13 protein-coding genes are annotated in these 13,067 nt (G+C 47.6%); 9 read left to right on the top strand and 4 right to left on the bottom strand.

Going from position 1 to position 13,067, the window contains the following annotated elements; all coding sequences use genetic code 11:
* Positions 1–15: 15 nt before the first annotated feature.
* The gene (locus tag MHI06_RS16575; RefSeq protein WP_340398483.1) at positions 16–660 is read right to left on the bottom strand and encodes a YitT family protein; all 645 of its coding nucleotides are present in this window, start codon (positions 658–660) and stop codon (positions 16–18) included.
* Between the two features lie 122 nt (positions 661–782).
* Between MHI06_RS16575 and MHI06_RS16570 the strand changes: the two genes are divergently transcribed.
* The 6 genes from MHI06_RS16570 to MHI06_RS16545 all read left to right on the top strand — a co-directional run bounded on the left by MHI06_RS16570 (position 783) and on the right by MHI06_RS16545 (position 7,524).
* Positions 783–1,301, top strand: coding sequence for a GNAT family N-acetyltransferase (locus tag MHI06_RS16570; protein WP_340398482.1), 519 nt, complete (start codon positions 783–785; stop codon positions 1,299–1,301).
* Positions 1,302–1,992: 691 nt separating this feature from the next.
* Positions 1,993–3,054, top strand: a complete 1,062-nt coding sequence (glpX, locus tag MHI06_RS16565) for a class II fructose-bisphosphatase (protein ID WP_340398481.1) — start codon at positions 1,993–1,995, stop codon at positions 3,052–3,054.
* A 196-nt stretch (positions 3,055–3,250) separates the two neighbouring features.
* Entirely contained in the window at positions 3,251–4,297 is a 1,047-nt protein-coding gene (locus MHI06_RS16560) for a LacI family DNA-binding transcriptional regulator (RefSeq protein ID WP_340398480.1), read from the top strand.
* Between the two features lie 56 nt (positions 4,298–4,353).
* Positions 4,354–5,526, top strand: a complete 1,173-nt coding sequence (locus MHI06_RS16555; RefSeq protein ID WP_340398479.1) for a Gfo/Idh/MocA family oxidoreductase — start codon at positions 4,354–4,356, stop codon at positions 5,524–5,526.
* Positions 5,527–5,595: 69 nt separating this feature from the next.
* Positions 5,596–6,321 carry a ThuA domain-containing protein gene (locus tag MHI06_RS16550; protein WP_340398478.1) on the top strand — a complete coding sequence of 242 codons (726 nt, stop codon included), beginning with the start codon at positions 5,596–5,598 and terminating at the stop codon, positions 6,319–6,321.
* Between the two features lie 96 nt (positions 6,322–6,417).
* Positions 6,418–7,524 (top strand): Gfo/Idh/MocA family oxidoreductase, encoded by a 1,107-nt coding sequence (locus MHI06_RS16545; RefSeq protein WP_340013231.1) that lies wholly within the window; start codon positions 6,418–6,420, stop codon positions 7,522–7,524.
* Positions 7,525–7,692: 168 nt separating this feature from the next.
* Here the strand turns inward: MHI06_RS16545 and MHI06_RS16540 are convergent, their stop codons facing one another.
* On the bottom strand, positions 7,693–8,511 hold the full coding sequence (locus tag MHI06_RS16540; protein WP_340398477.1) for a radical SAM protein: 819 nt from the start codon (positions 8,509–8,511) through the stop codon (positions 7,693–7,695).
* Entirely contained in the window at positions 8,508–9,092 is a 585-nt protein-coding gene (locus tag MHI06_RS16535; protein ID WP_340398476.1) for a bifunctional transcriptional activator/DNA repair enzyme AdaA, read from the bottom strand. The genes MHI06_RS16540 and MHI06_RS16535 overlap by 4 nt, the downstream gene beginning before the upstream one ends.
* A gap of 190 nt (positions 9,093–9,282) precedes the next feature.
* On the opposite strand from MHI06_RS16535, the gene MHI06_RS16530 reads away from it, so the two are divergent.
* From MHI06_RS16530 to MHI06_RS16520, 3 genes are all read left to right on the top strand, one after another.
* Entirely contained in the window at positions 9,283–10,263 is a 981-nt protein-coding gene (locus MHI06_RS16530) for a Gfo/Idh/MocA family oxidoreductase (RefSeq protein WP_340398475.1), read from the top strand.
* Between the two features lie 105 nt (positions 10,264–10,368).
* A complete protein-coding gene (locus tag MHI06_RS16525) occupies positions 10,369–10,791 on the top strand; it encodes a hypothetical protein (protein ID WP_340398474.1) in 423 nt (140 codons plus the stop codon).
* 12 nt (positions 10,792–10,803) lie between these two features.
* Positions 10,804–11,697 carry an NAD-dependent epimerase/dehydratase family protein gene (locus MHI06_RS16520; RefSeq protein WP_340398473.1) on the top strand — a complete coding sequence of 298 codons (894 nt, stop codon included), beginning with the start codon at positions 10,804–10,806 and terminating at the stop codon, positions 11,695–11,697.
* 220 nt (positions 11,698–11,917) lie between these two features.
* Here MHI06_RS16520 and MHI06_RS16515 read toward each other — a convergent pair whose 3' ends face one another.
* Positions 11,918–12,934, bottom strand: coding sequence for a LacI family DNA-binding transcriptional regulator (locus MHI06_RS16515; RefSeq protein ID WP_340398472.1), 1,017 nt, complete (start codon positions 12,932–12,934; stop codon positions 11,918–11,920).
* Between the last annotated feature and the right edge of the window lie 133 nt (positions 12,935–13,067).

Raw genomic sequence — 13,067 nt, 5'->3', positions numbered from 1 at the left:
ACGGTGTACCCCGTTTTAGACGGAATGTTCTTTTTCACGTGTAGTATGTGTGGATGTATCCTTGTCTGTTAATATGCGATCTATTATCTTTTTCGTATGCCCCATGATGAACTGAAGGAGCAGACCTGCACAACATACGGTTAGCAATGTTCCAAGCCCGATCGGACCACCGAGCAGAAACGCCAGGATCAAAAATACAAAGTAAATCAATGTTCTCGATATAAATAATGGAGTTCGAGTGATTTCATGCAGGATTAAGGTTAAGCGGTCAATCGGAATCGGGGCGAAATTGGTCTGTAAATAGATTGCCGTGCCGATACTTATGATCATTAAACCAATGACAAAAGTCATTAATTGGCTGTACCAAACTTCGGGCGTGATCAAGGATTCAGATACATAAAGCCATATATCGATCCCCACACCTGTAATGAATGCGGTGACGAGCCCCAGAAACTCGGGTTTTTGCTGCTTCAAAAGCGCATTGCATCCTATTAATAGGAAAGCAATGATGACTTCCCAGCTTCCTACACTTAGCCCTACATGATGGGACAGCCCTACCAGAAGTGCATCAAACGGTGAGGTCCCCAGTTCAGATTGAATGGTAAGGGAAATACCAAGCGTTAAGATGAGGATACCTGCGACAAAAAGTACATATTTCAATTCATTCAACCTCTTCTTCTATATTATGTTGCAAATACAACAAAATTAAGTTAGATTCAATCTAATCCTTTTTTATTGCATTTGCAACAAATAATTAACTTGCTAAAGGAATGTGATGATAGATGACGATTCGTATAGAGATATGTACCAGTGAACATGTATGTGAACTGCAGGAGATTAGTTATGAGACGTTTAATGAAACGTTTAAAGCGCAAAATTCACCCGCTAATATGAAAGCTTATCTGGAAAGGGCATTTAATCGGGAACAATTAGAGACCGAACTTTCCATTGCGGATTCACAGTTTCTTTTTATTTACGTCAACCATAAATTGGCAGGGTACATGAAGGTGAGTATCAATGATGCTCAGTCTGAGAAGATGGGAGAGGAATCCCTTGAGATCGAGCGGGTGTACATTAAGAAAGAGTTCCAAAAACATGGGCTTGGTAAAGTACTGCTCCATAAAGCCATAGAGATGGCAATTGAACATCACAAAAGGAATATTTGGTTAGGCGTGTGGGAGAAAAATGAAAATGCCATCGCATTTTATGAGAAGATGGGGTTTGTACAGACAGGAGCTCATGCTTTTTACATGGGAGATGAGAAACAGATTGATTTTATAATGACCAAAACGATACTGTAACTGGATCATCGAGGGAAAAGCTTGAGAGAAAAATGCTATTGAGCAGACTTCTTTTGAGCTTTTTTATGTTTTGCCAGAACCGATGAATCATAAAATGAAGAAATTGCGGGAAATTAATACATAACAAATATTATGTAAACTTATTATTTTCGATGACCATCATAAGCTGCATCTATGGCATTTGTAAGAGCTAAAGGCCTGATTAATACACAAATGACATCCAAATGTAGCTTGATAACATTGAAAGGGGCAGGTTGATCTCAATACATATCATTACAATCTATTAGCTTATTTATGCGTTTGTAGTGCCAAGCGAAAATCGTTTTCGCTCGTAGTCAGTCGGAGATGGTTTCTTTCTTAATAATCACCTTAAAAGCTGTATATCCCTTATGTTAAAAGAACTTATTGTGCATGAAATGGGTGTCTAAATTCACGATGTTAAATAATATGGATTTTTATATTGTAAATGGGAATTTAAATTAATATTTAAGGTGAAAAAGTGGACAGGTTGTAATGTTAAACCCAGCCGAAAAAGAAGTGAAATCAATCAAAATATGAATTGGATAAATAAGGGATTAATTGCCGGAAAGGCGCTCCTACGCCGATTATAGATCAATTTCATATGGATTTGCGATGGATTTAGTACCGCTTTCACGTTATGCTTTTGGAAATTGGAAAGGAAGTGGGAAAAATGGAACGCGAACTGGCGTTGGAAATTGTCAGAGTAACAGAATTGGCTGCGTTAGCTTCAGCACCCTGGATGGGACGAGGCGATAAGAACAGTGCAGATGAAGCGGCTACTTTGGCCATGCGCGCCATGTTCGATTCCGTGTCTATTCGCGGCACGGTGGTAATCGGTGAAGGGGAAATGGATGAAGCACCCATGTTGTACATCGGCGAGGAAGTGGGCAACGCTGAGGGCCCTGAGGTTGACGTGGCTGTAGACCCGCTCGAAGGTACAGAAATCGTGGCCAAAGGACTGAACAACGCTCTATCGGTTATTGCAGTGGCGGGAAAAGGTAACCTGCTCCACGCACCGGACATGTATATGGAGAAACTGGCGGTAGGCCCTGCGCTTGTAGGCAAGGTTAGCATTGAAGACCCGGTTGAAGTCACTCTGGAGAAAGCAGCTGCTGCATTGAACAAAAACATCTCGGACCTCACTGTAATGATTCTGGATCGTGTGCGACACGAAAGTACAATCAAGACTCTGCGCAAGGTTGGCGTGCGGATCAAGTTCCTCAGTGACGGTGATGTTGCGGGTGCGATGGCACCGGCCTTCCCGGAGGCGGGCATTGATCTGTATGTGGGGTCTGGCGGAGCACCGGAAGGTGTGCTGGCGGCAGCTGCCCTGTCCTGCCTCGGAGGCGAAATTCAAGGCCGTCTGATGCCTGCCAACGCGGACGAATTCCAACGCTGCTTGCAGATGGGAATTGATAATCCTTACAAAGTGTTAACGATGCAGGATATGATCGGCACGGAGGACGTTATTTTTGCCGCAACGGGTGTGACGCCAGGTGAGATTCTGGGAGGGGTACGGTATCTTGCGGATGATCGGGCCGAGACCGATTCGATTGTTATGCGTGCCAAAACCAAAACAATTCGATTCATTCGTTCCCAACACTTCCTGCCGAACAAAGAAGTGCTGCACAAAGTAAGACAGCTGCAATCCACGCCAGAACCCTCGGATCGCATTCCGAGTCATGTGAAAACGTTGGAACAGGCTGAATTTAGTCAATCCTCCGTTGATTAAGGGGTAACAACGACGTTGTAATTGGTTTGTATTAGTTGCTGAACGGATGGGGAATGGGGGCAATCCATTTCTCATCCTTTTTTGTGTTAAAAGCATTGACAACGGTTACATGGCATGAGAAAATGTACGCGCGTACATAAATATTGATTTATAATTATTACTTCATTTATAGGTGAGCTAGAAGGGGGTGAAATTCATGGCATCTCGCAGAGAAGTGGCTGATCTTGCGGGGGTTTCCGAGGCAACCGTATCCCGGGTGCTTAATGGGGTAGGTCCTATTAAAGAAGAGACACGTCGCAAGGTTCTTGAAGCTTCCGAACAGTTAGGCTATGTGCCCAGCGCGCTTGCTCGCAGTTTTGCCAGAAGTAAAAGCGGGAATCTTGGTGTGGTATTACCTTATGTTCCGAAGGCGCATCTGTTCTCGGCGTATTTTTTCTCGGAAATGCTTAGTGGGATTGGAAGCAAAGCCAGAGACAATGGCATGGACCTGCTGGTTATGTTCCGGACACCCGGTGAAGTGATGAATTATACGGATCTGTTCCGGCGTCAGAAAGTGGATGCCTGCATCATCCTTGGTGCCAGAGATGATCACGAAGAACTGGCGGCAATGCAGCAGCTTCACCAGGAGGGTCACCCATTCTGTGTCATGAATCAGCATTTTGAAGGCCAATCGTTCACGGAAGTGGACGCGGATCATGTGGAAGGAAGTAGGCTTGCGATACGTCATCTTACGGATCAGGGGTATCGCCAAATCGCTTTTCTCAATGGTCCGGATAGCTATTCCAACAGCCAGGAGCGAATGGAAGGTGTCCGTCTGGGCCTGCAAGAAGCGGGTATGGAGCTGGACCCGAGCCTATTGCTTGAGGGGAATTACAGCAGACGAAGCGGCATAGCGGCGGCAGCAATTATAGCAGATCGGCTCCATGAAATCGACGCTGTATTTGCGGCCAATGATCGAATGGCTATTGGGGTCATGCATGGTTTGCGTGAGCGGGGAATAGGGCATGCGGATTTTCCGGCATTTGTGGGTTATGACGACTCCGATGCCGCCGAGATGGCGGTTCCGCCGCTGAGCAGCGTCAGGGTTCCATTTTTCGAGATGGGTGAACTTGCAGTATCGAAGCTTATGCATGGGTCTGTGGGTGATACACATAAAGCGAATAACTCTGTTGTAGCGGTAACCGAATCAGCGAGAGCATTGTTGCCTACCGAACTAATCATCCGTGCTTCTTCTATCCGTTAATAGTTTAATGGTGCACATAGTGAAAGATTTTTATTATTCCAAAGGAGGAAATGACCATGTCAAATCGTCTTCGTGTCGGAATGGTTGGATACAAGTTTATGGGGAAGGCCCACAGTAACGCATATCGCAGTCTGCCAATGTTTTTCCCGTCTGCTCCGCTGCAGCCTGAGATGTCTGTGATCTGTGGACGTAACGAGCAGGGAGTTCAAGAGGCGGCGAGCCAGTTCGGTTGGTCCGAAAGTGTAACGGATTGGCGCGAACTGGTGAAGCGGGATGATATCGATCTGATTGATATTAACGCGCCAAGTGATGCCCATAAGGAAATTGCACTGGAGGCAGCCCGACAGGGCAAGCATCTGTTCTGTGAGAAACCACTGGCCCTGTCGCTCGCAGATTCGCGTGAGATGCTTCAGGCAGCAGAGGATGCTGGAGTCGCACATATGGTCGGGTTCAACTACCGTTTCTCACCAGCGGTGCAATTAGCGAAGGATCTGGTGGAGAGCGGACGACTCGGTAAGATCTATCATTTCCGTGCTTTTTTCTTGCAGGACTGGATCATGGACCCTTCGTTCCCGCTGGTATGGCGTTTGCAAAAAGAAGTGGCTGGATCCGGTTCCCATGGGGATCTGGGTGCGCATCTAATTGATCTGGCGCGTTTCCTCGTTGGTGAGTTTCAGGAAGTCATCGGCATGAGCGAAACCTTTATCAAAGAACGACCCCTTGCATCTGAGATGACCGGACTAAGTGCCAAGGGCAGTTCCAATGCAGATGCACCGATGGGAGAAGTAACTGTTGATGATGCCACACTATTCCTGGCACGATTTGCAGGAGGTGCACTGGGCAGCTTCGAGGCTACACGCTTTGCAGCGGGGCATCGCAGTACGAACTCGTTTGAGATTAACGGCAGTCTCGGTAGCGTACGATTTGATTTTGAACGGATGAACGAACTGGAAGTGTATTTTACAAAGGATGAAGAGGACGTACAGGGATTCCGCCGTGTACTAGCGACCGATCCTGCACACAAATATGCTGAAGCCTGGTGGCCTGCCGGACATACGATTGGATTCGAGCACACGTTCACCCATGAAATGCTGGAGCTGGTGACTGCGATCTCTGAAGGAAGACAACCATCACCAAGTTTCCACGATGGGGTCGCCTGTCAGGCTGTACTGGAAGCGGTAGAACGTTCGGTGACAGAACGACGCTGGGTGACGCTTGAAGAGATGTGAGTAAGCAAGACAGCGAAGTCAGGATGAGGTTGAACACAACTAAAATATCCGAAAGCGAGTGATTAAACGATGAGCAAAGCACTGATTGTATGGGGCGGCTGGGATGGACATGAACCGGAGCAGGTAGCAGCGATTTTTGAGCGTATTTTGAATGAAGAACAGTTTGAGGTTGAAGTCTCGAATACGTTGGAGTCTTATGCGGATGCAGAGAAGCTGCTGGGTCTGGATCTAATCGTGCCATTGTGGACGATGGGGCAGATTGAGCAGGAGCTGGTCAATAACGTATCAGCGGCTGTTCAGAGCGGTGTCGGCTTGGCTGGTATTCATGGCGGCATGTGTGATGCCTTCCGAAATAACGTGGACTGGCAGTTTATGACGGGTGGACAATGGGTTGCCCATCCAGGTAACGATGGCGTGGAGTATATGGTGAACATGAAGCGCGGCTCTAGTCCGTTGTTGGATCATATTGAAGATTTTCAGGTGAAAAGCGAACAGTACTACCTGCACGTAGACCCGGCAGTGGAAGTGCTGGCAACAACTCGTTTTCCAGTGGTGACAGGCCCGCATGCGGCGAATGGACCCGTAGATATGCCGGTTGTTTGGACGAAACGCTGGGGCGCAGGACGGGTATTTTACAACTCACTGGGACACCATGCGGACATTGTAGACATGAAACCTGTGACTGAAATGATGCGCAGTGGCTTCAAATGGACGGCAGCAGGCAAAGAGCTTGCGAAGACCCGAGCAGGAGCAGTGAATGAAGTATACACAGGTATGGCGGACAACCAGAACTAATGAAACTGTAGTTTAGTTGCACACGTAAAGTCAGTCTCAACCATTCATCCTCAATGGATAAACCATTTCTGATCCACGGCGAAGGGAGCCCCAGGCATGAAAACAATGAAAGTAGGCATTATTGGCTGCGGTAAAATCAGCGGAATATATATGGAAAACTGTCACCGGTTCGAGGTGCTGGAACTTGTTGCTGTTGCGGATCTTGACCGGAAACGTGCCGAGGAGCAGGCTGCTGCCTATAACGTGCCAAACGTATACAGCGTTGACGAAATCTTGGCTGATCCCGAGATTGAGCTGATCATCAACCTGACGATTCCTTCCGTTCATGCGGATGTATGCTTGCGGGCGCTCGAATCAGGCAAACATGTCTATGTGGAAAAACCGCTCGCAGTTACCCGTGAGGAAGGTCAGGCCGTGCTCGAAACAGCGAAGCGTAAAGGATTGCTCGTGGGTTGCGCGCCAGAGACGTTCTTCGGTTCAGGCATTCAGACTTCGCTTCAGTTGGTGGAGGAGGGAGTGATCGGCAAGCCGGTGGCGGCGACCGCATTTATGATGAGCCGTGGTCATGAACACTGGCACCCAGATCCGGAGTTTTATTACGCGTCAGGCGGTGGGCCGATGTTTGATATGGGTCCATACTATCTCACCGCATTGGTCCAGCTGATGGGACCGATCAAGTCAATTGCGGGTATGACAGGTAAAGCCATGGAAGAACGGACGATTACGAGTGAGAAAAAGAGAGGCCAGACGGTTCCCGTCGAAATTCCAACTCACGTTACCGGTCTGCTACAGTTTGAACAGGGAGCCATTGGCACACTGATTACGAGCTTTGATGTATTTGGCGGAAGTGCACTGCCACCGATTGAGATATATGGCACGCACGGTACATTGCAGGTACCTGACCCCAATACCTTCGGCGGTCCAGTTCGTTACCGCTTGCTGGGTGAACAGGAATGGACGGAGGTTCCGCTTCTCCCAGGGTATCAGGAGAATACACGTGGCATCGGTGTGGCTGATATGGCCTATGCAGCCCATAGCGGACGTGCACACCGGGCGAGCGGGGAACTGGCATACCACGTTCTTGAGGCCATGTGGGCATTCCACGATTCATCAGATGAACAGACATTCTACCAAATGAAAAGCACGTGTCAGCGCCCGGCTGCATTGCCTGTGGATCTGCCATTGTATACATTGGATAAGTAAGATAGCCATTATTGTTTATTTCTTAACGAATAGCCCCTTTTCCTTCGAACAAGGAAAGGGGCTGTTTTTTATTAAATCAAAAAAATATGGGGATAACAGGGATCGGAAGGTTGTTCTGTCATCGGAGTGTCCAGTGTAAATATTCTTTAGTTCAACTTATATAGCCATTTATGGCTCGAAACCCGCCTGACTGATCCATATCTCATTCTCGGCAAAATAGTCTTTCATCCGCTGAACCACAGTCTGATACGCATCTGGATGATACCAATGCTCCATCCCCACTTGCTGATAGAGCGACTCCATACCGAGTCGACGGGTGCGCTTGCCCTCACTGCCATCGCCCATGAAATAATCGTCAATGCATACACGCTGAACCAGAGGTCTCAAGATAGCTGCAAACTGTTCACTGCTGGGTAATACGGGAGCGATTGCAACCTGTGTAGGTATTCCGGCATCCCGCAACTGTTCCAGTGCACGTAAACGGCCTGCAATCGGGGGAGCGGAAGGACTGAAATGCTTGCGCATATCGTCCAGGTCCGTCTCCACCGTCATGCTGACCCGAACCCGGTCACCTAACTGCAGTAGCAGATCGATATCCCGGGTAACAAGTGGACTGCGGGTTTGAACTACTACAAAATCGGGCGGATACTGTACCATCGTTTCAAGCAATGAACGCGTGATACGCTCTTTGTACTCGGCGGGTTGATACGGGTCAGTACTGGATGACATGAATATGGTGACTTTACCTTTCGTCAGGGCACGTTGCAATTCTTTGGCGAATATTCTAGAAGCCTCCTGTTTCACATCGACCCAGCTTCCCCAATCCTCTTTGCGAAATAAGGAGACAGGCATCTGTCTGACATAACAATAGGAACAACCGAAGGCGCAACCAGTGTAGGGATTCAGCGTATGTGTATAGCCATGAAGGAACCCTGTTCCCTTGTTTAGTAACGTTTTGGGTACTTTGTAAGTAAGATTCGTCTTCATAAGTTCTCATGCCTTTCGCGGTAGTGTGCAGGTGTGAGACCTGTATGTTTGCGAAATACAGTAATGAAATAAGCTGAATTGGGTATACCGACATGGCGTCCAATATCGGTGACGTTAAGTCTTGTATTTTCAAGCAATTTCCGGGCTTCGGTGATTCGTTTTTCCTGAATATATTGAACCGGTGTGCGGCCTGTTACCCGCTTAAACACACGATGCAGATGATAAGGACTGCCATGACTTACTGTGGCAAGAACATCCAGGGTTAGAGGCTCGGCATAATGATGTTCGATGTAATCGGTGATCCCATATATCCACTCCTGATCAGGTACGCGCTCGCCGGTTGGCTTGCAACGTTTGCAGGGTCTGAACTTTCGTGCTAACGCTTCTTCAGCATGTTGAAATATTAGGACATTCTCAACTTTGGGTGCTCTGGACTTACAGGAAGGTCGACAGAAAATACCCGTTGTCTGCACGCCGTAAAAGAACGTTCCATCATAAGAACTATCGTTATGGATGATGGCATGCCAGTATTTTTCATCTATAGATTCGGGCAGTATGCAATCTTGATCTCGACTTTCCACGGTGATCACCTCACCTCTAATTATACCCTTGATTCGAAGGGATTGACGAAGTTTTAACTTAAAAAGCAAGATATCAATATTTGGGGATATGGCGCCTTCCTTCAATCTGAACGAAATATGAGCTACAATATACAAGATGGTATACAGGTTAGAACTCAAATGAAATTTATAGATGAAAGAGGTAGGTAGGATGGTTCGTTTTGGCGTAGTGGGTACCAACTGGATTACGGAAAAGCTTCTGGAAGCCGCAGCACAGGTTGAAGGATTCAAATTGACCGCTGTGTATTCAAGAACTGAGGATAAGGCTAATGCATTTGCAGATAAATATGAGGTTGAACATCGTTTCACTGATCTGGAAGAGTTGGCGGCAAGTGATGTGATCGATGCAGTCTACATCGCAACACCAAATACGGTTCATGCGGAGCAGGCTGAGCTTTTTCTGAGAAACGGTAAACATGTATTGTGCGAGAAACCTCTGGCTGCAAATAGCGCCGAAGTTCGGAGCATGATCGATACAGCACGAGAACACGAGGTTCTGCTCATGGAAGCGATGAAATCGACCCTTGTTCCCCAGTTCAAAATGGTGCAGAAGAGCCTGCATAAAATTGGTCCTGTCCGCAAATACGTAGCAGGATACTCTCAATATTCTTCGCGGTACGATAAGTATAAAGAGGGGATCGTCCTGAACGCGTTCAAGCCTGAACTCGCTAATGGTGCATTAATGGATCTCGGTGTGTATTGTCTCTATCCGCTGATTACATTGTTCGGTGCACCTAACCGGGTTCAGTCCCAAGCGATGATGCTGGAATCTGGCGTGGATGGACAAGGCAGTGTGCTTCTGGACTATGATGGGATGGATGCGGTCGTTACATACTCCAAAATCTCCAACTCTCATCTACCAAGCGAAATTATGGGGGAACTGGGCAGTATCATCATAGATAAGATTGGTTCACCGGAACATGCAGAGATACGATACAATGACGGTACGGTGGAGAAGCTCACAGTCGAACAAACCCATCCAGCGATGTATTATGAAGTGGAGGAGTTCGTGAATCTGGTTCAGGAAGGCAAAAAGGAATCTGACATGAACACGTATGAACGCTCTTATGTTACGATGCAGGTCATGGATCAGATTCGAAAGCAGATTGGGCTTGTGTTCCCTAACGATTGATTCAAGAACGGAAAGGAAGCTGAGACGAGATGAGCAGATCAATGATTCTGGAGGTTTGGAACTGAAACAGATCGTTTTCATAGGAAGAACCTTCGAGGAATATATGTGTGGGATCAATTTTGGTCAATCCAGGGGTTAAAGGAAGAACGAACTCGTGCCATCACAGATTGCATCGTAGATATGAGAATGTATCCTGACCGTTATGTGGCGTCTGTGCTGCCGGAGCTTACCTTTGCCAATGAGCAATTCGATCTGACGTTATCCGCCCATTTCCTGTTTACGTATGCGGGTCGATTGGATGTTGATTTTCATGTTGCAACCGTCATGGAGCTGCTGCGTGTGACCAAACGAGAGGTTCGCATTTTTCCGACAGTGGATATGTCTGGCGATCGTTACAAGCATATGGATGCTTTAAAATTAATACTCGAAGAGCGTGGGTGCACCGTATCCGAAGAACCAACAGCATATGAATTTCAACGGAACGCTCACACCATGCTTCAAATTGTTAAACATAATCGAACAAGATAGGAGGTTTTTTGGATGAATAAAGTACTTATACTTGGGGGTACACGTTTTTTTGGTAAACGTCTCGTGGATCACTTGCTGTGGGAAGGGAAGTCTCAGATCACAGTCGCGACTCGTGGTAAAACGGAAGCTGACTTCGGACCTGAAGTGAACCGAATCAAGATGGATCGCGAAGACCCGGAATCTCTGGCAGAAGTTGCGCAGACAGACATGTGGGATGTCGTGTACGACAATATCTGCTATTCACCTGACGCGGCGAAAGCAGCATGTGAAGCTTTTACAGGGCGAACCAAAAGATACGTTCTGACATCTACATTGTCTGTGTACGGTGATCCCAAATCGGGATTTGCGGAAACGGATTTTGACCCGTATACATATCCATTGCAGTATGGGAGTGCGGAGGATTTTTCGTACGGAGAAGGCAAACGGCTTGCGGAGGCTGTATTTTTCCAGGAAGCGGATTTCCCGGTAGTGGCGATGCGCATCCCAATTGTACTCGGGATTGATGATTATACGAGAAGACTTCATTTTCATATTGAACATGTGCAAAAAGGAAAACCGATCGGCATGCCGAATCCGGATGCAGAGATTGGATTCATCAATTCCACCGAAGCGGCAAGATTTCTCGCTTGGCTTGGACATTCGTCCATCACCGGTCCGGTGAATGCGGCTTCCAAGGGTGCGATTACGCTGTCAGCCATGATGCATCTGATCGAGACCGTCACGGGCATGCAGTCCCAGATCCTTACGGAAACCGTGAAAGAGGACATGTCACCATTCGGGATTGAACAATCATGGACGATGGAGACGACCAAGGCAGAACAAGCAGGGTATACATTCGAAGCTCTGATGGACTGGTTCCCGGGACTCGTTCGTGAGGTCGCCCTCGCTTTACAGTCGGAGCGGTAGAATATCGACTCGGATGGAACTGAAATAAACCTGATGGGCCAATCGGTTCGAACAAACTGATCTTTTCAACGAATGAATGTAAAACAGGGTGCAGCCAGAGCGTAATCTCCGGTGCACCCTGTTCATGTTTTACATTATTTTAAATCTGAATTGAACCTAATCTAGATAAGTGGGACTAATCATCTACACGATATTATTTAGTCAACTCATGCGCTTAACTCTAATTTTGCTCACGTGGAGCAGCGGCCGAGGCCCTTATGCGCAGTTCTGACGGTAGAATGACGGTTTGGGCTTCGGGAGGAGCCATGCCCTCAATCCGGTCAATCAGCATCTGTACTCCCTGAAATCCAAAATCATATGCGGGCTGTGCAGCTACGGTCAGGAAAGGATCAAAGGCCGAAGCCAGATCCAGATCGTCGAAGCACACGACAGAGATGTCTTCTGGCACACGCAGTCCCCTTTTGCGCAAAAGTCGAATGACTCCAATCGCCAGCATGTTGTTGGCGGCAAAAATGGCTGTTGGTTGATCTGGTTGAGAGAGTAGTCGACCCAGCCCCTCGTCATCGCTGAAATCCCGGTACCCGGTTCGGAGTACAAGCTCGGGATCGATATCAGCTCCGGCCTCACGCAAACCCGCTACATAACCTTCCTCCCGCAGTCTGGCGGTAGAAACCTCCGAAGAACCATTGACCAGTGCAATGCGCCGGTGCCCCAATTGCACCAGATATCGGATCAGCTCAATCGCGCCTTCCAGGCTATCTCCAGCAATGATATCTGACGTAATGCCAGGTACGGTGCGGTCCAGAAAGACAAATGGAATGTGACGTTCCTGTAGCTGTTTCAGATGAGGAAGAGAACGATCCCCCGCCGGGGCATAGAGTACACCATCCACACGAGTAGACAGAATCGCATCCACGTAATCCTTTTCCTTATTGTAATCCTCGTCACTATTACCGAATAAAAGACGGTATCCACGAAGATGGGCTGCGTCTTCAGCACCACGCGCCAGTGTTGTATAAAAAGGGTTGGTAATATCTGTAATGAGCAGGGAGAGCATCTGGGTTCGTTGAAGCACAAGGCTGCGTGCATTGGAGTTCGGGATGTAACCCAGTTCGTCGATCACCTGTTGCACACGTTCGCGTGTCGCGGAACTTATGCGGCCTGTATGATTAATGACCTTGGAGACCGTCATGGCGGAGACGTTGGCTTTTTTGGCAATATCGTAAATGGTAATCATTAGAATCTAACCTTTCCGCAACATAGTCTTACCATTCTATAGGATAATGCCAATTGACAGCAAGATAGGCTCGTGCTATGTTAGGGTTACCGATAACCCTAATGGGTTCTGAACGTCTTTACTACATAAACCA

This window comes from Paenibacillus sp. FSL H8-0079 (genome assembly GCF_037991315.1).
GTDB lineage: Bacteria > Bacillota > Bacilli > Paenibacillales > Paenibacillaceae > Paenibacillus.
This window is presented reverse-complemented; position numbering and strand designations above follow the sequence as displayed.